This is a genomic window from Embleya sp. NPDC020630 (genome assembly GCF_044334985.1).
GTDB lineage: Bacteria > Actinomycetota > Actinomycetes > Streptomycetales > Streptomycetaceae > Embleya.
The window spans coordinates 294,740-315,525 of sequence record NZ_JBIRUB010000007.1 but is presented as its reverse complement, the minus strand read 5'-3'; the positions used below and the strand labels follow the sequence as shown (position 1 = coordinate 315,525).

The window sequence follows — 20,786 nt, the reverse complement described above, 5'->3', positions numbered from 1 at the left end:
GTCAGCTCTCCGGCGCGGGATCGGCCGCGAGGTGCGGCGGGGCGGGAACGGAAACAGAAGCGGGGTCGGGGATGGGGGCAGCGACGGAAACGGAAACGGGTCGCGGCGCGACGGGGGCGCCGGCGCCGAGTGCTCCGGAGCGGTCGATGGCGCGGGTGTCGGTGCCCAGGTAGCCGGCGATCACCGCCGGGTCGGAGCGCACCTCCTCCGGCGTGCCCTCGCTGATCACCCGGCCCGCGCCCAGGCAGTACAGCCGGTCGCTGATCGACATCATGAACGGCATGTCGTGCTCGATCACGATCATCGCGGCGTGCAACTCCCGGCGCAGCCGCAGCAGCAGGGGACCCAGGGCCTCGGTCTCGCGCTGGGCGACGCCGGCGGTCGGCTCGTCCAGGCACAACACCTTCGCGTCGAGCGCGATCAGGTTGGCCAACTCGACGATGCGCCGGGTTCCGGTGGACAGTCGGGCCACCGGGGTGTCGGCGTAGCGGCCCAGGCCGACCAGGTCGATCAGGTTGGCGGCCTCGGTCCGCCGCCGGCGTTCGGCGCGCGTGGCGGTGGGCAGGAACAGCGCGGTGCCCGCGAGCCCGGATCGACCGCGCGCCTCCAACGCGACCAGCACCGTCTCCCGCACCGTGAGTTCGGGGAACAGCCGGGCCGCCTGGAAGGTGCGGCCCAGGCCGAGCGCGGCCCGCCGGGCCGGGGCCAGGCGTGAGACGTCTCGGCCGAGCAGTTCGACCGAGCCGGTGGCCGGCGCGAAGCCGCCGATCGCGTTGAGCAGCGTGGACTTGCCCGCGCCGTTGGTGCCGATCAGGCCCAGGATCTCGCCGGGGCGCAGCTCGACGGACACCTTGTCGACGGCGGTGTTGCCGCCGTAGCGCACGGACACGTCGCGGGTGACCAGCACGGGCGCGTCGGGCGCGGCTGCTCCGTCGGGCGCGGCGGACGCCTCGGCCCGCTCCCGAACCCGCATGGGACGTTCCGGTTTCGGCGCATGCGTCGACGCCGACGCGGATGCCGCCGCCCCGCTCGGGTCGGGGAGCCGCCGCTCGGCCCAGTCGAGGAGCGCGGCGCGGGCCGCGTTGCCGATCTGCGCGAGCCCACCGGGGAAGTACAGGAGCAGGACGAGCAGCCCGATGCTGGAGGCGAACAGCGGTACCAGCGCATTGCCGGGGAAGAAGGCCGGCAGGCCGACCACCCACACCGAGCCGATCACCGGACCGATCGTGGAGCCGAGCCCGCCGATCACCACGATCGCCACCAGGGTCAACGAGTCCGACACCTGGAAGAACCGTTCGGTCAGCGGCACGCTCTGCACGCTGCCCGCGAGCAGCGCCCCGCCGAGGCCGGCGATCGCGCCGGACAGGGCGAACGCGGTGACCTTGGTGCGCAGCGGCGGCACGGTGCAGGCCGCGGCGGCCTCCGGGTTGTCCCGTACCGCGATGGTGCGCCGCCCGATGCCGTGGGCGCGCAGTCGGGCGAGCAGTGCCAGGACCACGATCAGTACGACCAACAGCACGTAGTAGTAGGTGCGTTCGTCGGCCAGGTCCAGGCCGAACAGGTCGCCCCTGGGCATCGGCACGGAGGAGGCGTTGCCGTCGGTCAGGAACGGGCGCCGGTACAGGTAGGCCGCCGCGGCGACGCCGAGCGCGAAGGTGCTGACCGCGAGCAGCATGCCGTCCACCCGCAGCGCCCCGACGCCGACGATCGCGGCCAGCGCGGCGGTGACCAGCGCGGCCAGCAGCACGGAGGGCGCGAACGGCAGGGCCTGGAAGGCGATGGTGCGGTCGCCGCCGATGTCGATCGACACACCGCGTGTGAGCGCGGCGGCGGTGAGCGCGCCCAGTCCGGCGAACGCCATCTGGCCGAGCGAGAGTTGCCCGGCCCAGCCGGTGAGCACGGTGAGCGAGCAGGCGCAGATCGCGAACGCGAGGATCGTGCCGTAGAGCAGGTGCCGGGAGGCCTGGGTGACCACCAGCGGCAGCAGTACGGCGATCAGCAGCGGCACGATCAGCGCGAGCTTGTTCATGTGCCGGATCCACCACACCCCGCGCAACCGCTCCGGGATCGGGGCCGGTCGTGGTCCGGTGGCGAACGCCCGGGTTCCGGCCCGCTGGTCGGTGCGCGCGTCGCGCCGAGCGCGCACCCACACCGCGGTGACCACGGCGCACAGCAGCAGGAAGTCGACCAGGCCGGTCTGTTCGACGAAGTTGAACCGAACGGCCGCCTGGAGCACGCCGATCAGCACGCCCGCGAGCATCGACCAGCGGAACGAGGTGAGTCCGGCGATCACCGCGGCGGCCATCGCCCGCACCATGGTGTTGGGGCCCAGGTCGGCGGTGGCCGAGACCCGGCCCGACTGGCCTGCGATCAGGATCATCGCGAGCGTGGACAGCAGGCCGGCGATGGTCCACACCACGGTGGACACGATCTTGGGGCTGATCCCGACGGTGCGGGCCAGGTCCGGGTTCTCCGCGCACGCGGTGACCGCCCGACCCCGGGTGGTGCGGCCGAGGAACCAGGTCAGCGCGCCGGCCACGACGGGCACCACGACCAGGACGCACACCTGGGCGCCGGTGACCCGCACGCCCGCGATCTGCCACTGGGCGTCGATGGCCACCGGGTAGCTCGCCCGGACCGCGCCGTCCACGTCGGGCAGCGAACGCACCGCGGCCACGCACGCCTGGGCCACCCCGATGGTGGCGATCAGCACGGTGACCCGGGCGGAGTGGAACAGGCGGCGGATCACCGCGAGTTCGACGATGGTGCCGGCGAGCGTGCCGACCAGGAGCGCGCCGAGCAGCGCGGCCCAGAACGGCACACCGTAGTTGATCACGGCCAGCGGCAGCAGTGCGGCGCCGATCACGCCGAGGTTGCCGACCGCGAAGTTGATCACCCGACTGGATCGGTACACCAGCACCACGCCGAGTGCGATCAGGCCGATCGCCAGGCCGTTGACCAGACCGTCGAAGGCGATCTGGCGGGTCATCAGGTCAGCCATGGTCGACGCTCTTTCCGGATGCGCTGCGCTCGTGCGAGGTGTCCGCTCCCGTGTCGCCGCCCAGGAACACCGCCCGGACGAAGTCGCGTTCGGCCAGGTCGGCCGCCGCGCCCTCGAACCGGATGCGGCCCTTCTCCAGGAACAGCGCCCGGTCGGCGATCGACATCGCCACGTTCAGGGACTGCTCGACCACGATCATCGCCAGTCCCTCGGCCCGAAGCCGTTCGATCACTTCGAGGAGTTCGCCGACCATCGCCGGGGCGAGGCCGAGCGAGAGTTCGTCGATCAGCAACACCTCGGGGTCGTGCAGCAGGGCCATGGCCAACGCGAGCATCTGCTGTTGGCCGCCCGACAGCGCCGAGGCGGGCTCGTCGGCCCGCTCGACCAGGCGCGGGAACAGCGCGAGCGAGCGCTCGATGCGCTCGCGCACCAGGTCGGGGTCGGCGCGGTGGATGTACGCGCCCATCTCCAGGTTCTCCCGCACGCTCATCCCCGGGAACACCCCCGCTCCGCCCGCCAGCGACACGATGCCCATCCGCACCCGCTGTTCGGGGGCGACGAAGGTGACGGTGCGTCCGTTCAGCCGGATCACCCCGCGTTCGGGCGTGGCCAGGCCCGCGATCAGCCGCAGGATGGTCGACTTGCCCGCGCCGTTGGTGCCGAGCAGGGCCAGCACCTCGCCGCGGCGCACCTCGAAGCCGACGTCGTACAGGACCTGCACCTGGCCGTAGGAGAAGTCCACGTGGTTGACCTGGAGCACCGGCAGCCGGTCCGGCTCGGCCTGCCGGCGCTCGTGTTCGGCCTGCTCCTCGTGCAGTTCGGCGACGATCAGCGCGAGGTCGCCGTGCACGTGCTCGGCGCCGCGCATGATCAGCAGGCCGCCGATGATCGTGGCCGGGACCAGGGTGATCAGTACCGCGGTGCGCGGACCGAAGCCGTCGATCAGCGGCGCGGAGACCAGACCGCCGCCGGTGGCGCCGATGAAGAACACGTAGATCGACGCCATCGCGGTACCCAGGCCGCGCAGCCGATACGGCACGATCGTCTGCATCAGCGGACCCATCAGCGCGAACGCGCAGGACAGCAGCACCACTTGCGGCACCCCGAAGACGGCGAACAACACCGGATTGGGGGCGAAGAACTGGAGCGGCGCGAACAGCGCCGAGGGCACGATCAGCAGCCCGATCAAGCGCAGCGCGCGAGCCGGGTCCTCCTGGAACCGCCGGTCGTAGTAGCGGCCGACGAACGGCAGCACGAGCAACCCGGCGACGCCGCCCGCGGTGCCGACCATGCCGCGCTCGAACGCGCCGAGGCCGTACTCCTGTTCCAGGAACAGGTTGCCGAGCACGGGCGTGGTGAACAGGCCGAAGCCCATGGCGGCGAAGGCGAGGATGACCGTCTTGAGGGTGCGGATCCGGCCGAGCCGGGCGAACGCCGCCTCGATCGAGATCGGCGGCGGGTTCTCGTCCTCGATCACCTCGCCGAGCACGTCGGTCTTCTCCCACTGCCCGCGAGGGGGTTCGGGCAGGAAGAAGGCGAACGCGGCGAAGATCACCACCGGCAGGCCGAGCAGGTAGTAGGCCCACCGCCAGCCGTCGGGCCCGCCGACGGCCGCCGCGATCCCGCCGACCACCAGCGGGCTGAGCACCGCGCAGAGCCGGCCGCTCACCCCGATCGAGGCGCCGAGCCGGCCGCGGATCCCGATCGGGTAGGTGTCCGCGAGCAACGACCCCTGCACGGGACCGCTGTTGGACTTGGCCACCCCCGCGCCGAAACGGGTCCAAAAGAACATGAACGCGTTCATCGCGAAGCCCGACAGGAACACCATCATCGCGAAGAACGCGGTCGACGCGCCGATCACCGGGCCGCGCCGGAAGCGGTCCGCGATCCAGCCCATCGGCACCGCGCCGAGCACGGTGAACGCGCCCGCCGCGACGCCGAGGAAGACGATTGTGCCGTTGCCGACGCCCAGGCTGTCCCGGATGTCGGGGGCGAGCACCGCCAGTGCGGCGCCTTCGAGTTCGTCGAGCGCGGTCAGGATCAGCAGCACGGTGAACACCGAGGTGCCGCCGCGACGCAGTCCCTGCCGCAGGGTCGGGCTCTCGGCGGGGGGTTTGCCGGCCGGGTCGACACCGGGGACGGTGGTGTCGGCGCCGCCGGCGGACCGCCGCGACCGGCCCGACGGCCGTCGCGCGGCCGTCGGGGGTGATTCGTCCAGGACCGCACCGGCGAGGTCGGCCAGATCGCCGCGCTCGCCTCCGGTGCCGTCCCGCTGGGGTGCGGCGGTGCCGCCGTCCATGTGCTGGGCCTTTCTCGGGATTTCGCGTGCCGTCACGGGCTCACTTGACGGCGGAGATCGGCGGTCCGGCCGGGAGCATCTGGCTCTGCGCCGCGTCCCAGCGGAATACGCCGACCGCGTCGCCCGCGCTGTGCTTGCCGGCGCCGAGCGAGGCGAGCGGCATACCCGGCAGGGTGAGCTTGGTCAGGGATTCCGCGCCGCGCTGCCAGGACGCGGCGTTCAGGTCGCGGCCGGCGGCGTCGGACGCCTGGACGAACAGCCGGAACGCGGCGCACGAGTTGGCCACCGCGCTCAGCGCCTCGCGACTCGCCGCGCCGGCGTCGAACTTCTCGCCGGCGCCGCCCGCGTTGTACTCCTCGACACACGCGGTCAGCCCGGGATCGGCCAGCAGTTCGGCCTTGGTCGGGATGTACGGCGCGGCCACCGTCACCCGCTCCATGGTGGCGGGCTTGATCCCGGTGGTCTTGACCACGGCCGGGCTCAGCGCCTGGGCCGAGGTGGCGTACACCTGCTCCGGCAGCCAGTTCGCGCGTTGCAGCGCGATCATCAGGTTGGAGAAGTTGGACGTGTTGAGGATGGTGTCCGCGCCCGCCGAGCGCATCTTCTGCACCAGCGTGTCCAACGCCTGGTCGCCGGCGGCCTGGTCCTTGCCGTAGTCGTCGAGCGGGGTCTGCACGACCACGTCGACGCCGGCCGCGTCCAGCAGCGGCTTGACGGTGTTCTTGGTGACGGCCGCGTCCTGGGCCTCCCAGTAGAGCGCGACCTTCTTGCCCTGCAACGACTTCTGGTCGAGCAACGCCTTGACGGCGGCGGCGCGTTGCCGGTCGTCGGCCATCTCCAGGGCGACGAACGGGGCCTTCGAGCGGCGGTCGCGCTCGGCGGACTGGCCCCACTGGCCCAGGTAGGGGGTGCCGTGCGTCTCGGTGAAGCACAGCGGGGTGTCCCCGGTGAGGATGCCGATGGCCAGGAAGACCTTCTTGTCCTCGCTCAGTTCCACGCACGCGGCCTGCGCCTCGGCGGGGCCGGTGGGCAGGAACGGGCGGAAGGCGAGTTCGATGGTGCGGCCCTGGACGCCGCCGCGCTTGTTCTGCGCGGCGACCCAGGCGGCGTACAGGTCCTTGCTCGCCGGGCCCTCGGTGGGCACGCCGAAGGCCTTGAGCTGGGCGGGGTCGGTGGCGGCGACGCCGAGCTTGACGGTGGTGTCGGTGACGCCTCGGGCCGGGCCGCTCGGGGCGGCGGCCGGGCCCGAGGGCTTCTTGGCGTCCGACGTCTTCTCGACCGAGCAGCCGGCCGCGGCGGTCAGGCCGAAGGCGGCGAGCAGGACGCCTACAGCGATACGTCGCGCGGGAGCGGGTCCGTCTCCTCGGAGCAACACAACGGCTCACCTGTCCTTCAAAGGAAGCAATGGATCAACGGTGGTTCGATCGCGGGTCCGGATCGCGGGTTCGGGCCGCGGGTTCGGGCCGCGGGTTCGGATCGCGGGTTCGGGTGGTGCGGGCGGAGGTGGGGGCGATGCCGGGGAGCACCGACGGGCGACGGCGGATCGGGAGTCGAGACGGTGGGCGCGAGGTCCGGGCCGTCGGGAATCCGGGGGATTTGTGTGTCACATCACGACGGCGGGACGCTAACATCGAATACATGCCAGATGGAAGGCTTTCGTGGACGGCATCATCCCGACTCCTCGCCGGCGGTACCCGCGGCGAGGCCCGAGCGCATCACCCCGACCCACCCCGTTCGCCCTGGTCGGCGGCGGATCTGCGGTATCGCGACCTGCCCTCGGGCGACCCCGGATCCGGTGCGGCACCGCTGCTGTTGCTGCACGGATTCGCGGGCAGCGCCGCCGACTGGGACGGCGTGGCGCCGCTGCTCGCCCATGATCGTCGGGTGCTCGCGTACGACCACCGCGGGCACGGCGACAGCGCCAAATTCGGCGAGCGGTCGGCCTATACCTTCGACCATCTCGCGGCCGACCTGGAGTCGTTCACCGAGCGCATCCTGCCCGAGCCGTTCGATCTGCTCGGCCACTCGATGGGCGGTGTGCTGGCGCTGCGCTACACGCTGGCCCACCCCGACCGGGTGCGCTCGCTGGTGCTGATGGACACCGCCGCCGAACCCACCTCGACCGGCGTCCAGCGGGTGCTGAGCCGGGGTCTGAACGCGGTGGTCGGCCGGTGGGGCCTCGGCCCGCTGCTCACGCTGCTCAAACCGTTCACCCGCGCGCCCGCCGACGCCTCGCCCGAGGACATGGCCCGCCGCGAGCGGCAGTCCCGGGCGCTGGCCGGGATGGACCGCGCCGCGTTCGTCGGCTGCGCGCAGGCGCTCGGCACGTACCCGTCGCTGGTCGGCCGGCTGGCCGAGGTCTCCTGCCCGGTCACCGTCGTGGTCGGCGAACACGACCGGCGCCTGCGCGGCGCGGCGGAACAGTTCGCGGCGGGCATCCCGGGCGCGCGGCTGCGGGTGATCGCCGGCGCCAAACACAGCCCGCAGACCGAACAGCCGCAGGAGTGGCTGGCCGCGGTCCGCGAGCATCTGGCCCGTTAGACCCCCTCCGGCGGCCCCAGGCGGCTCCGCGCCGCCGGGCCGGCCCCCGGTGCCCGCCCCGGGCGTACGAGTGCCCAGGGCGTACGGGTGCGCCCTGCTCGCCTCCCCGACCCGGCCGCACCCACCTCCCCGACACGAAGGAACGATCGCGTGATCGCCGATATCGACTTTCCGCCCGGACGCTGGCGGGCCCGATGGATCTGGGCCGAGTCGCCGGACGGCCCGCCCACCGGGCGGCACACCGTCGCGCTGCGGGCCGTCCTGGAACTCGACCGGGTCCCCGAGCGGGTGCCCACGCGCCTGGTCGCCCTGTCCGGCTACGCGCTGGCCGTCAACGGGGTCGAGGTGGCCCGTGGGCCGGTGCGCGCGAATCCGCGCATGCGGCCGTACGACGACCTCGATCTGGCCCCGGCGCTGCGCCCGGGCACCAACGTCGTCACGGCGCTCGCGTGGGTACACGACGGCCCCACGGCGTGGTGGTTGCCGCCGTCGCCGTTCGCCAACGACCTCGTGCACGGCGCCTTCGTCCTGGAGGCCCGGCTCGGCCCGGACAGCTGGTTCCACACCGACGAGCGCTGGCAGGGCCGGGTCCTGTCCGGCTGGACCGCCACCCCCGGCGGCGGCAGCGTCTCCGGGCGCGGGCGCGAACTGCTCGACGCCCGCGCGCTGCCCGCCGACTGGCAGCGACCCGACCGCGACCCCGGCTGGCCCGCCGCGGTGGTGCGGCGGGCGATGACCACCGGCGAGCCCGGTCGCCCCGAGCCGCCGAGCTACCCCGGCGGCCCGTTCGGCGGCCGGCCGATCGCCTGGCCGCGACCGCGCCTGATCGCGCTGGCCCCGGGCGAGGACGGCGCGTACACCGCCGACCGGGTGCTCTCCGGCACGCTCGTGGTCGACGCGAGCGGCCCGGCGGGCGCCGAAGTGCTGGTCCACACGGCCGAGTTCACCGACCCGACCGGGCGGCCCGCGCCCGGCGAACACGACGCGAGCCTGGCCACGACCGCCGACGGCACCCGCCGCGCCCTCGAATCCGTCGACTCCTACGGGCTGCGCGGCGCGCTCGTCGAGGCAGCCGACGGCGTCGTCGTACACGGTGTGGCGGTCCGCGAACGCACCTATCCGGTCACCGGTGACGCGTGGTTCGCCTGCTCGGACCCGCGCCTGGAGCAGATCTGGCGGATCGGCCGGCGCACGGTGACGCTGTGCTCGGCCGACGCCTACCTCGACTGCCCCACCCGCGAACAGCGCGCCTGGACCGGCGACGCGGTGGTGCACCAGATGGTCGACCTGACCACCAACGCAGACTGGCGGCTGGCCCGTTGGCATCCCCGGCTGGCCGCGTCGCCGCGCCCGGACGGCATGTTGCCGATGGCGGTGGCGGGCGACGCCGAGTGGGCCGACTTCACCGTCATCCCGGACTGGGCACTGCACTGGGTGCATTCGGTGTGGAACCTGTACCGCTATGTCGGCGACCGCGAGGAGATCGCCGAACTGCTGCCCGTGGTCGAGCGGGTGCTGCGCTGGTTCGTCCCGTTCCTGGACGAATCCGGGCTGCCCACCGACGTGTTCGGCTGGGTGATCATCGACTGGTCGGCCGTGCACACCGAGGGTGTCTCGGCCGCGCTGTGCGGGTTGTGGGGTCGGGCGCTGCTCGAATTCGCCGAACTGGCGTCCTGGCTCGGCGATCAATCCCGGGCCGAGTGGGCGCGCGCCGCGCACGCCCGGTTGGCGGCCGGGTTCGAGCGGTTGTGGGATCCCGAGCGCGAGCGCTACGCCGACTCGATCGCCGACGGCGAGCGGCGCCCGATGGCGTCCCAGCACGGGCAGGCGGCGGCACTGGTGGGCGGCCTGGTCCCGGCGGCGCGGGTCGATCGCCTGGTGCACGTGCTCACCGACGAAAGTGCCCTCGTACACGCCGCGTTCAGCGCCCCGAAGGGTCCTGCGGAGCCCGGTTCGGACACCGAGGTCGGCGGCGCGCACCTGCGTGCCGGGCCGCCCGCGCCGTGGTGGGACACCGATCGGCAGGTGGTCCGGGCCCAGCCGTTCTTCCGCTACGTCGTGCACGACGCGTTGGCCCTGGCCGGGCGGGCCGACCTGATCGCGGACCTGTGCCTGGACTGGCTCGTCCTGCTCGACCGCAGCGACACCTCGTGGAGCGAGACCTGGTACGGCGGCACGGTCAGCCACGGCTGGTCCTCGACGCCGACCCGCGACCTGATGACCCGGGTGCTGGGCGTCGAGCCGGCCGAGCCCGGGTTCGCGGTGGCCCGGATCGAACCCGCGCTCGGTCGGCTGACCCGGGCCGAGGGCGCGGTGCCGAGCCCGGCCGGCCCGATCGGCGTGGTCGTGACGCCGACGGAGCTGACCGTGGACAGCCCGCTGCCCTTCGTACACGCGGGCCGGCCCTACCCGGCGGGCCGGCACACGATCGCGCGCTCGACCGGCTGATCCCCGGCTACCGCTGCGCCGTTCCGCCGTCCTCGGGCAGCGGAACGGCCAGCACGGCCAGGAAACGGTCCAGGAACTGCCCGTACGCGGCGACCATGTCCACCCGATCGGGTTCGAGCAGCCACTGCACCTGCAAGCCGTCCATCGCGGCCAACATCAACTCGGCGCAGTGCTCGGCGTCCACGTCGGCGGCGATGTCGCCGTCGTCCCGGGCCTGGGCCAGGTGCCGCGTGGCGATCTCCCGCGCGATCCGGTAGCGCTCGACGAAGTACGTATGCGCCGGATGCGCCGGATCGGTGGCCTGCACCGACAACGTGGCGAACAGCCGGATCAGCAGCGGTTGCCGGGCGTTGAGCGCGACCACGTCCCGGCTCGCCCGCACCCAGGCGATCCCGGAGACGTCGACCGGCTCGTCCGGGGTGAGCGTCAACTCGTCCTTGTACCGCAGCACCGCCGTGAGCAGGTCCTCCTTGGACGCGAAGTGGTGGCGCAGCCCGGTATGGGACAGGCCCACCTGGGCGGCGATCTCGCGCAGCGACACCGCGTCGTACCCGCGCGTGGCGAAGACCTCCAGGGCCGCGTGCACGATCTCCTGCCGTCGTGCGACTCCTCGCGCGTACGGGCCCCGCGCCCCCGTGCGATCCGACATCCGTCCGGCTCCCCTCGCGAAAGCATTCCAGCTGGAATGTATTGAATGTAGTGTGCCCCTCGTGTCGCAGGCCAACGGTCATGATGACCGCACCCACCCCTTGCCCCCGGTCGCGACGGCGTACGGCGCCGCCGCGTCACCCGAAATCGACTCACCGGCCCCGCTGCGGGTGCCGGATCAGCGTGGACCGGATCCCCGCGCGCCGGAAGCCCGGGCCCGGGAGTCGGACCCGCACGCGCCGGTCTCGGAGCCGGCTGCGTCGGTCTCCGATCCGCACGCGCCGGTCGTCGACCCGCACGCGCGGATCGAGGCCGCGCTCGCGGAACTGGATCTGGAACGCAAGGTCCGACTGCTCACCGGTTCGGGATTTTGGCGCACCGCCGCCGAACCGGCGATCGGACTGCGCGAGATGGTGCTGTGCGACGGCCCGGCGGGCGTGCGCGGCGAACGTTTCGACGAGCGTGAGCCGTCCGCCTCGCTGCCCTGCCCGAGCGCGCTCGCCGCCTCCTGGGACGAGGAACTGGTCGAGCGGGTCGGCGTACTGCTCGCCGGCGAGGCGCGCCGCAAGGGGGTGGACGTCGTGCTCGGCCCGACCGTCAACCTCCAGCGCAGCCCGTACGCCGGGCGGCACTTCGAGTGCTACTCGGAGGATCCGCTGCTGTCCGGACGGATCGGCGCGGCCCTGGTGCGCGGCGTGCAGTCGGGCGGCGTGGCGGCCACGGTCAAGCACTACACCGCCAACGACTCGGAGACCGAGCGCTACTCGGTCGACGTGCGAATGTCCGAGCGGGCGCTGCACGAGGTGCACCTGGCCGCGTTCGAGGAGATCGTGCGCGCGGGCGGCGTCTGGGCGCTGATGGCCGCGTACAACTCCGTCGACGGCGTGACGATGACCGAAAGTCCGCTGCTGGAAACGCCGTTGCGCACCGAGTGGGGCTTCGACGGGCTGGTCGTCTCGGACTGGTTCGCGACCCGCTCGACCGAAGGCGCCGCGCGGGCGGGCCTGGACCTGGCGATGCCGGGCCCGGGTCCGGACCAGCCCTGGGGCGCCGCCCTGGTGGCGGCGGTCCGGGACGGACGGGTGCCGGAGCGGGCGATCGACGACAAGGTGCGGCACCTGCTGCTCCTCGCCTCCCGGGTCGGCGCGCTCGACGGCGTACGCCCGACCCCGTCCGCGCCCGCCCCCGCGCCGGAGCCGGCCGCGCTGCTGCGCGAGGCCGCCGCGGCGGGCATCGTACTGCTGCGCGACACCGGTACGGCGCTGCCGCTGGATCCGGGCCGGCTGCGCCGGGTGGCGGTGCTCGGGCCCAACGCGGACACGCCGCGGATCCAGGGCGGCGGCAGTGCGACGGTGATCCCGCCGTACACGGTCGGCCCGCTCGCGGGCTTGCGGGCGGCGCTCGGGCCCGAGGTACGGGTGGAGCACGCCGTCGGCGCCCGGATCCGGCATCGCCTGCCGGCGGTCACCGAGGCCGAGGTGCGCGACCCGGAGTCGGGCGCGCGTGGCCTGCGGGTGCGCTTTCTCGGCCCGGACGGCGACGTGCTGCACGAGGAACTGCGGGGCGGCGGAAGGCTGTTGTGGCTGGACGATCCGGTCGTGGCGCGGGCCGTGGCGATCGAGGCGGTCGGTGTCCTGGAGGTCGGCGAGGACGGACCGCACCGCATCGGGGTGGCCGGCGTGGGCCGTTTCCGGCTGGCCGCGGACGATGTGGTGGTGGTGGACGCGGACCTGGTCACCGACGATCCGCTCGGCGGCATCCTGACCCCGCCCGAGCGGTGGGCCGAACTGGACCTCAAGGCCGGCCAAGAGGTCGAACTGCGGTTGCGCCACGAGTTCGCGTTGGAACGCCCGGGCACCGGGTTCGTCCTGGGCGTGGACCCGCCGGCGGCGCATGAGAACGAGGACCTGGCGCACGCGGTCGCGGTCGCGGCCGACGCCGAGGTGGCGATCGTGGTGGTGGGCAGCACCGAGGAGAGCGACAGCGAGGGCCGCGACCGCATCCACCTGTCCCTGCCGGGCCGCCAGGACGAGTTGATCCGCCGGGTGGCCGAGGTCAACCCGAACACGGTCGTGGTGCTCAACAGCGGCTCTCCCGTACTGCTGCCGTGGCGGTCGGAGGTCGCGGCGATCCTGGTCGCCTGGTTCCCCGGGCAGGAGTTCGGCGCGGCGCTGGCCGACGTCCTGCTCGGGCGGGTCGAGCCGGGCGGCCGACTCCCGGTGACCTGGCCCGCGTACGAGGACGACCCGGCGGTCCTGACCACCACGCCGATCGCGGGCCGCCTCGACTACACCGAGGGCATCCACATCGGCCACCGCGGCTGGGCCCTGGCAGGCGCGACCCCGGCCTACCCGTTCGGCCACGGCCTCGGCTGGACCACATGGACCCACGTAGCAGTCGAAACCCTGGTGTCAGGCCCGGACTTCGTGGCAAAGGTAACGGTCCGCAACACCGGCACCCGCCCAGGCCGCCACCTCATCCAGGCCTACCTGAGCCGCCCCGACAGCAATGTCGAACGCCCGGTCTCGTGGCTGGCGTCCTACACCCACGCCACCGCGGACCCCAACACGGAAACCACAGTCGACCTACACATCCCGTCCCGAGCCTTCCAGCACTGGGCACCGGGCAAGGGCCCCCAAACCGAACCAGGCACATACACCCTGCACATAGGCAGCTCCAGCACCAACCTCCCCCTAACCACAACCCTGACAATCCCCACCCCCACAACCGACTGAGCAGTTCCCCACCTCAAATGCCGGCCGGGCCAAAACACTCAAACCACAACCCCAGCCCGGCCGGCGTTTGAGAACGCTCGGCCGAAGGCCGGACCCACCAACCAAGCCCGGCCAGGCCGAAAGCACTCGGTCCGCAAAACCCTGCCCGTCCACCGAACGAGAGTCACCAGTACATCTGGGAGACTCCCGTGGTCACGGCAACATCGCAGGTCAGCGCACCGAGCACATCATTGGTCCCACGCTCGGCGTGGAGGCTTCTCTTCTTCGCGGCGTGGCCGCGATCCGCCTACCCGTACTGACAGACGAAACGAGCAGCCCCGCCCGACAACTCGAATCCTGCCGGAGGGGTTGGCGGCAGCACTCGCGATCGACCTCGGCGACCGGATCGCCTACGACCTTGACGTCAGCGCGTCGAAATTCGGCGCGACCGCCCCGAGCTTGGCGAGCGGCTGCACAAGCCCGCCGAGTTCACCGCGCTCGTGTTCTGGCGCTTCGACCGTGCGATCCGCCCCATGGCGGACATGCGTGACGCCGCGTGGGCGAAGAGCACCCATCTTGCTGGTGTTCGCCGAGGGGATCGGGGAACCGGTTGGCTGATCTTCGACTTCCGAACCCGCCGGCCCTGGTCAGCGAACGCCGACATGACTCGACGCTCGACCGGGTGTTGAACCGCTCGGCTGGTGCGCTGCCACACAAACCAGGCCCGGGGCTTGTCCCAATCGCGGGAGCACCTTCCGGGACTTCACGTTTTCCTCGGAGATGAGTGATTGTTGTCGGCCCCGGCGCCAATGTACCGTCACCGTATGAAGCTGAATCATGATGAAGCATGCATGCGCTTGCGTAAATCCCGGGTAGCCCGCTTGGCCACCGTGTCGGGCGCCGGAGAACCGCACATGGTTCCCATCACATTCGCGTCGGATGGGAGCATGTTGTATTTTGCTGTCGACCATAAACCAAAGACTTCATCCAATCTACGTCGACTGCGTAACATTCGGGAGAACAATCGGGTATCGATCCTTGTCGATCATTACGCCGACGATTGGTCTGAACTCTGGTGGGTCCGCGCCGACGGGCGCGCAGAGATCTGGGATAACGATCTGCGCCGCGCCGCACCTGTTGCCTTGCTGAAAGACAAATATCCACAGTACAGAGAACACGCGCCCGAAGGTCCCGTCGTTGCAATCACGATCCACAGCCTGAGCGGCTGGTCCTTCGCCGAGTGAAGTCACCGGCGAGATGGCATAGCCTTGCTTGCATAGCCAAGTGGAGGTGACGTTGTGATGCCCGATCGGGATGCCCCTTTGTTCCGAAGGATTGCCGATGACCTGCGCGCATCGATCCTGTCCGGTGAACTTGCTCCCGGCGCACGGTTGCCTTCCGAGAACGATCTCAAAGATCGGTACGGTACAACCCGCGCCACGGTACGCAAATCGCTCGCGCTGCTCAAAGCTGATGGACTCCTGATCAGCAACCAGGGCAAAGGCGTTTTCGTTCGCCCACGCCCGAGCGTTCGGTTTCTCACGACCGGCACCAACTTCCGGCACCGTCGAGATACCGGAGTCGCAAATTACAATGCCGAAGCCACTGCACAGGGACTCCAGGCGAAACAAGAGATCCTTGCCGTGGAAATTATTCCGGCACCGGCTGAGATCGCCGAGCGTCTGGGAGTCGGGGCGGAAACTCCCGTCATCCTCCGTCGCCGCCGATTCTTCGTGAACGGCGAACCCATGCAAAATGTGGACGGCTACTACCCTGCCGATCTATTCGCCGGTACCCCCGTCGCGGAATCTCCTCGGATTCGCGGCGGCGTCAGTCGGTTGATCGAGGATCCCGAAGGACCGATCAAGCAACGGATCGTTCGGTTCGTCGAAGACTTGGTCATCCGGATGCCGACTCCGAAGGAAACGGAAGAACTCGCGATTCCGCCGGGCGTACCGCTCGCACGGGTGTTCCGGAGCGCGCACGTCGCCTCCGGAGAGGTCGTGGAGGTCCTGGACTCGCGAGTCCCGTGCGACCGTCACGTCTTCCGGTACGTGATCGACGTTCCCTGAAAGTTGATCTTGAGGCTTCGATCGCAGCCTCGGCGCACCATCTTGCATATCCAAGTCACGAAGCCTAGAGTGATGGTGACTTGGATATGCAAGTTGCACTGCCCGGAAAGGGAGTGGCATGACGAAGTCGACGCGTCCGCCCGACGAGATACGGACGTTGAGCCCGGATCAGTACGCCGTTCGGGAATGGATCATCCGCCGTGTCCGTGCCCGGTATCCGCGCCTGGTTGTTCGGCGTGCCCCATACGGGCGGACGCTGTGAGCCGTGAAGCGGACTTCGTGGTGGGCGGAGACGGAGCCCGATCGTCACGGCCGGCGGACTCCCCCCGCGTGAGCGCCCGTTGCCGCTGCGGTATGCCGTCGGTGACTTGGTCGCCCCACTACCCGAACACGGCCATGACACCTACGCCGTAGGACGGGTGGAACGGGCCGAGGAGTGTGCCGGGCTCGATAGCGACCGGGTCGTCATGGTGCTTCCGCCGGGCGGCAGGCCGTACATGCTCAAGGGCTCCGAGTTGTACCGGGTCAAGGCGTCGCGCTGACGCCCACGTTCGACCCGCCTTGACGCTCGGGGAAGAACGCCGGGCGGGCTCCGCATCATCCGAGCACTACCGACACGAGAGATAGGGCGCATGGCAGACGACGAGTACGAGATCACAGGCGGCAACCCGAACTGTGCCCATGAGTGGTGGCACTACGGCCACGCCGACAGGTGCAAACGCTGCCCCGCAGTGCGTACGAAGAAGTAGCAGCCGCGCCGACCCCGTGACCCGACCACCCAAAAGGACACAATGAGCACGCGTTACACATGGCCCGAGTTGCCCGAAGGGCTTCGGTTCGCCGTCGAGTCGGTCACGGGGCCGGTTCTCGCATCCGACCGCATCAGCACCTGGCACAGCGACGCACCGTTCACCGGCACGCTGACCACCGACAGCGGCAAGGTGTTCGCCAAGGCCGCACCCGATCACGACACCGCCACGATGGAGCAGTACCGGCGGGAAACCCTGCTCGCCCCGATCGTGAACCGGTTCGCCGCGCCGTTGCTCGGACACGTCGCCGAGCACGGGTGGACCGTGCTCCTGTTCGGCTTCGTCAAGGGCGGGCAGGCCGACTTGTCACCCGGTCACACCGATCTCGGGTACCTGTCGGCGACTTTGCAGGAGGTTCAACAGATCCGCCCGCCACACGGCTTGGCGCTGCCGACACTCGCCGACCAGTGGACCAAGTACCTGGACGGCGACCAACGATCGTTGCTGTCCGGCAATCACTTGCTGCACAACGACCTCGTTCCGTCGAACGTGATGCTCCGGCGAGCCGGCTACCGCGATCAGGTCGTGCTGGTCGACTGGGGCCGCGCCGTACTCGGTCCCGCGTGGGCGGAGTACGCCGGCCTTTACATGTGGCTGCTGTTCAGCGGACACCACCCGGCGCAAGCCCGAGCGTGGCTGGCCCGGTTCCCGGCGTGGAGCATGGCGAGTCGAGCGGCCATCCGCGCCTACGTGGCCGGGGCGACCGCCGAATGCGCCGACAGCCCCGAACACGTCGCACGCTGGGCATCGCTGCTCGATCAGTGACGGTCGTCTGGCCGTGACCCACACATGAAAAAGCCCCGGCGACCGCTGTAACGGTCCCGGGATTGGCCGACAGCTTTAGGGAGCTGACGACGTGACCCACCTTATCGCTGCCTTTTTCGGATGGCCGCGCCGACTGCTCACCCCGCCGAAGTCGGCCGGAATGCATGCCCGGACCGCCGAACCGAAGCGCGCCCGCCCCGGCAGCCCCACGAACCCGAAACCACAAACCCGAGCCCAATGGCGGGACTTCGTGCCGCCCACCCCCGCCGACGACGACCCGCCCATGCAGGATTCGGCGACGGTCGTCCCGCCTTACCTGATGACGCCGGAAGAACTCGCCGAACGGCGCCGGCAATCCGCCGAAGCAAAAGCGGCCGAAGAACAGCGACGAGCGGAAGACCGGCGCACCGAACTCGCCGAAGCCACGACCTGGCCCGTCCACGACTGGACCGTCGCGGCGCGCGCGGCGGGGGTGATGGCGTGACGCTCCCCCGCGCCCCCGGCATTCCGCTACTGCGTACGCTGCAGCGCCTACCGCCACGACTGCGTCATCGTTGCCCTGGTCAACTCACCGCGCGCTCTCGCGGGCGCAAGCATCTTCGCGTGCCTCGACCACGTCAAGACGTACCCGCCCCCTCACGGGCCCTCCGGTCCCGCCCGACTCTTGAGGCCGGATTTCGGCGGATCGGTCCACGCGCAACCGCTCGTACCCGCGAGCGTCCGGCGTGCCGATCATCGGCTGGACCACCCCGCGGGGACCTGGGCCACCCGCCGGCGGAAGCGGAACAGCTCCAACCCGTATGGGTATTCGACATCCCGCGACCGGCGGGCAGGCACAGCATGGATACCGACTCGACAACTCGAGAGGTACGACGATGGCTGAACACGAAGAGCCCGGCAACGACGGGGACGGCAAGACCCCCCACCGTGACAAGGACGGCCAATGGCCGAAGGACAAGCCGATCCCGTCGAACGACCCCACCGACCCGAAGGACAAGGACAAGTGACGGACACACGTCCCGCGTGGGATCGCGTGTTCGCGGACACACCCCGTCGCCCGTACGTCCCCGAAGTGGTGTGGGCAGGCGACGACGGCGCACGGATCGACCGCAGCACCGACCCGAGCGCATGGGAGGAAGCCGTAGTGGCGGACATCCCGCTCGTTACTCAGGTCGACGACGGGACCGACGCCGGTCACATGATCCCCACGTCGTCCGTGTCCATGCCGTTCCTCGTTCGACTCATGCTCGAACAGCTCGACCCACACACCGATGACAACGTGCTCGAAATCGGTACGGGAAGCGGCTGGTCGACAGCGCTGTTGGCCACGGCGCTGACGCGCGGCCGGGTGACGTCGATCGAGATCGATCCGCTCGTTGCCGACCAAGCCCGCGCGGCCTTGTTCGCCTGCGACTTCGAACCGACGCTGATCGTCGGCGACGGCTTGCGGGGGCACAAGGAAGGCGCACCGTACGACCGCCTCATTGCGACCATGGCGGTTCAGCGCGTGCCTTACGAGTGGGTAGAGCAGGTACGCCCCGGCGGGGTGATCGTCACGCCCTGGGGCACGCCGTACAACAACAGCGGGCTGTTGCGGTTGGTCGTCGCGGACGACGGCGCGGCGAGCGGCCGGTTCGTCGGCAATGCCGCATTCATGTTCGCTCGGTCGCAGCGTCGCCGGTTCGAGGACCGGCGGTTGGTTGGTGACGTCATCGCGGACCCGGACACGGCTCGGGTACGACATACGGCGATGGACCCGCGACCCATCCTGGAGGAACACGCGGACTTCGCAATCGGGTTGCGATTGCCCGAGGTAGAGCACCGGACGTTCTTCGGGTCGGGCGACCGGGCCGAAGAGTTCACGGTCTGGTACGCCGACGGGACGTCATGGGCAGCAATCGACTACAAGCCCGGTGTGGACTCCTTCGAGGTGAACGAGTCCGGACCCCGTGATCTGTGGGCGGAAATCGAAGCCGCGTACGAGGCGTGGCGGGACCATGGCGAACCGCCGCGCGAACGACACGGGGTCACCGTGACCCGTGAAGGTCAGTCGACGTGGCTCGACGGGCCGAACGGCCGAGTGGAGATCAAACCGGCGTCCGGCGCCTAGCACCGTGTCAGCCCCGGCCCGAAGCACGATCGCAACCGCGGACCAGGCCCAGCCGCGCCGGACCGGGCCGAACGCACCCGGTCCGCGAAACCCAGCCCGTCCGGCGTTTGAGGACACTCGGCCGAAGGCCGGATCCGGCTTGAGCGCGGCGACCTTTGGGGTAGCCCGTCGTCCCCCGCCCGGGGGAGCAGGCGGCGGTCCGTCGGGCGACGACCCCGTGCGGCTGCGCGGCAAAGGTGGAGACCCGCCCGAAACCGAGCCCGGAGGTCGTCGTGGCCCCTCCCCTTCCCACGCCCATCGCCGATCCGGCCCCGCCCGCACGGTGGCCGGCGCGCCGCCGGTCCGCATGGGCCCCGGCGGCGGCCGTGGCGGCGGCGGTGTACGCCGTCGTCCAGGTGACGTGGGCCGTGACCGGGACGGCCGTGCCGTGGAAGGCCCACTCCGCGCACCCGGCGGCGGTCCAGTACGCCCTCGCCTTGGTGGCCCTGCTCGCCGGCACCGCGGCCTGCCTCGCACCGCGCACGCGGCGGGCGTCCCGCGGCGTCGCCGGCGTCCTGCTCGGCGCCATTCCCGTCCTGGGCTTCGGCATGGCACCGTTGCCCGCCTACCTGGTCACGATCAGCGCCGGCGCGGGCGTGGAAAGCGCGACCGGCCTGGCGCACGTCCTGCTCAGCACGACCGTCACCACCACGCTCGCCCTCGCCCACCACCGGCGATCCACCGGGGCATGCCCCGACTGCGGCCAAGCCCATGTCGCCGCCCGGGCCAATGCACCGCTACAGCGGCCCGCACCGTCGATCGCGTCCCGGCGAACCAGGCGCACCGCGTTCCTCCTGACCACCGGCCTCCTGCCGTGGATGGCCGTGAAAACCATATGGACGCTGGGTGGGGACGCCCTCGGCATCACCGCCGAACGCTGGAAGGCCTCACACGCCGACGACTCCCGGCCGGTGCGCGCGCTCGCCGACGTGGGCATCGACGCGACCGTACTGGCCGCCTGCGTGGCCCTCTTCCTGATCGCCGGGCTGCTCTACCCATGGGGACAGCGCTTCCCACGTCCGCTGCCGTGGCTCGGCGGCCGTCGTGTGCCCCGGCTCCTGCCACTGGTGCCGGCGGCGCTCACCGCGTTCGGGCTCGCCCTGTACGGCGTTCTTCTGTCGGTGTACGCCCCCCTCGCCGCGCTCCACGTGCTCCCCACCCCCGATCCGGATCCGCTCATCGGCGGCACCCGATCCGGCACCCTGTGGCTGATCGCCTTCGGCGGCGCCGCGTTCGGCGGCCTGGGCTTCGCCCTCGCGGTGTCCGCCCGGTCGTACGCCGCCCGCACCCGGCCGCGCTGTACGCCCGCGTCCCGCTGAGGCCCCCATCGGTGACCCGCC

At 71.2% G+C, this 20,786-nt stretch carries 15 protein-coding genes; 11 read left to right on the top strand and 4 right to left on the bottom strand.

The window, feature by feature from the left end; translation table 11 throughout:
- Position 1 precedes the first annotated feature (1 nt).
- The 3 genes from ACH4XV_RS25260 to ACH4XV_RS25250 are packed head-to-tail and all read right to left on the bottom strand — an operon-like array spanning position 2 to position 6,675.
- Entirely contained in the window at positions 2 to 3,001 is a 3,000-nt protein-coding gene (locus ACH4XV_RS25260) for an ATP-binding cassette domain-containing protein (RefSeq protein ID WP_395793484.1), read from the bottom strand.
- Positions 2,994 to 5,336: an ATP-binding protein gene (locus ACH4XV_RS25255; protein WP_395793482.1), complete on the bottom strand. Its 2,343-nt coding sequence runs from the start codon at positions 5,334 to 5,336 to the stop codon at positions 2,994 to 2,996. The genes ACH4XV_RS25260 and ACH4XV_RS25255 overlap by 8 nt, the downstream gene beginning before the upstream one ends.
- 4 nt (positions 5,337 to 5,340) lie before the next feature.
- Positions 5,341 to 6,675, bottom strand: coding sequence for a hypothetical protein (locus tag ACH4XV_RS25250; protein WP_395793480.1), 1,335 nt, complete (start codon positions 6,673 to 6,675; stop codon positions 5,341 to 5,343).
- A gap of 263 nt (positions 6,676 to 6,938) precedes the next feature.
- Between ACH4XV_RS25250 and ACH4XV_RS25245 the strand changes: the two genes are divergently transcribed.
- Positions 6,939 to 7,841: an alpha/beta fold hydrolase gene (locus ACH4XV_RS25245; protein WP_395793478.1), complete on the top strand. Its 903-nt coding sequence runs from the start codon at positions 6,939 to 6,941 to the stop codon at positions 7,839 to 7,841.
- A gap of 150 nt (positions 7,842 to 7,991) precedes the next feature.
- Complete coding sequence (locus ACH4XV_RS25240; RefSeq protein WP_395793476.1) at positions 7,992 to 10,289, top strand: hypothetical protein; 2,298 nt, start codon at positions 7,992 to 7,994, stop codon at positions 10,287 to 10,289.
- A gap of 7 nt (positions 10,290 to 10,296) precedes the next feature.
- Here the strand turns inward: ACH4XV_RS25240 and ACH4XV_RS25235 are convergent, their stop codons facing one another.
- Positions 10,297 to 10,938, bottom strand: coding sequence for a TetR family transcriptional regulator (locus ACH4XV_RS25235; protein WP_395793474.1), 642 nt, complete (start codon positions 10,936 to 10,938; stop codon positions 10,297 to 10,299).
- A 61-nt stretch (positions 10,939 to 10,999) separates the two neighbouring features.
- Here ACH4XV_RS25235 and ACH4XV_RS25230 point away from each other — a divergent pair, with 61 nt between their 5' ends.
- The 9 genes from ACH4XV_RS25230 (at position 11,000) to ACH4XV_RS25190 (ending at position 20,765) form a co-directional block, all read left to right on the top strand.
- The gene (locus ACH4XV_RS25230; protein ID WP_395793472.1) at positions 11,000 to 13,672 is read left to right on the top strand and encodes a beta-glucosidase; all 2,673 of its coding nucleotides are present in this window, start codon (positions 11,000 to 11,002) and stop codon (positions 13,670 to 13,672) included.
- A gap of 803 nt (positions 13,673 to 14,475) precedes the next feature.
- Positions 14,476 to 14,895 carry a TIGR03668 family PPOX class F420-dependent oxidoreductase gene (locus tag ACH4XV_RS25225; RefSeq protein WP_395793470.1) on the top strand — a complete coding sequence of 140 codons (420 nt, stop codon included), beginning with the start codon at positions 14,476 to 14,478 and terminating at the stop codon, positions 14,893 to 14,895.
- A gap of 57 nt (positions 14,896 to 14,952) precedes the next feature.
- Positions 14,953 to 15,723, top strand: a complete 771-nt coding sequence (locus ACH4XV_RS25220; protein WP_395793468.1) for a GntR family transcriptional regulator — start codon at positions 14,953 to 14,955, stop codon at positions 15,721 to 15,723.
- A 368-nt stretch (positions 15,724 to 16,091) separates the two neighbouring features.
- Positions 16,092 to 16,265: a hypothetical protein gene (locus ACH4XV_RS25215; protein WP_395793466.1), complete on the top strand. Its 174-nt coding sequence runs from the start codon at positions 16,092 to 16,094 to the stop codon at positions 16,263 to 16,265.
- 249 nt (positions 16,266 to 16,514) lie between these two features.
- Positions 16,515 to 17,297 (top strand): phosphotransferase family protein, encoded by a 783-nt coding sequence (locus tag ACH4XV_RS25210; protein WP_395793465.1) that lies wholly within the window; start codon positions 16,515 to 16,517, stop codon positions 17,295 to 17,297.
- A gap of 283 nt (positions 17,298 to 17,580) precedes the next feature.
- Positions 17,581 to 17,781, top strand: coding sequence for a hypothetical protein (locus ACH4XV_RS25205; protein ID WP_395793463.1), 201 nt, complete (start codon positions 17,581 to 17,583; stop codon positions 17,779 to 17,781).
- Positions 17,782 to 18,172: 391 nt separating this feature from the next.
- Positions 18,173 to 18,304, top strand: a complete 132-nt coding sequence (locus ACH4XV_RS25200; RefSeq protein ID WP_395793461.1) for a hypothetical protein — start codon at positions 18,173 to 18,175, stop codon at positions 18,302 to 18,304.
- A gap of 26 nt (positions 18,305 to 18,330) precedes the next feature.
- Positions 18,331 to 19,407, top strand: a complete 1,077-nt coding sequence (locus ACH4XV_RS25195; protein WP_395793460.1) for a hypothetical protein — start codon at positions 18,331 to 18,333, stop codon at positions 19,405 to 19,407.
- A 272-nt stretch (positions 19,408 to 19,679) separates the two neighbouring features.
- The gene (locus ACH4XV_RS25190) at positions 19,680 to 20,765 is read left to right on the top strand and encodes a hypothetical protein (RefSeq protein WP_395793458.1); all 1,086 of its coding nucleotides are present in this window, start codon (positions 19,680 to 19,682) and stop codon (positions 20,763 to 20,765) included.
- The last annotated feature ends 21 nt before the right edge of the window (positions 20,766 to 20,786 follow it).

Coding starts and splice junctions, on each gene's coding strand:
- ACH4XV_RS25260 (WP_395793484.1), bottom strand. CDS start 3,001: ATGGCTGACCTGATGACCCGCCAGATCGCCTTCGACGGTCTGGTCAAC.
- ACH4XV_RS25245 (WP_395793478.1), top strand. CDS start 6,939: ATGCCAGATGGAAGGCTTTCGTGGACGGCATCATCCCGACTCCTCGCC.
- ACH4XV_RS25235 (WP_395793474.1), bottom strand. CDS start 10,938: ATGTCGGATCGCACGGGGGCGCGGGGCCCGTACGCGCGAGGAGTCGCA.
- ACH4XV_RS25225 (WP_395793470.1), top strand. CDS start 14,476: ATGAAGCTGAATCATGATGAAGCATGCATGCGCTTGCGTAAATCCCGG.
- ACH4XV_RS25220 (WP_395793468.1), top strand. CDS start 14,953: ATGCCCGATCGGGATGCCCCTTTGTTCCGAAGGATTGCCGATGACCTG.
- ACH4XV_RS25210 (WP_395793465.1), top strand. CDS start 16,515: ATGAGCACGCGTTACACATGGCCCGAGTTGCCCGAAGGGCTTCGGTTC.
- ACH4XV_RS25205 (WP_395793463.1), top strand. CDS start 17,581: ATGCAGGATTCGGCGACGGTCGTCCCGCCTTACCTGATGACGCCGGAA.
- ACH4XV_RS25200 (WP_395793461.1), top strand. CDS start 18,173: ATGGCTGAACACGAAGAGCCCGGCAACGACGGGGACGGCAAGACCCCC.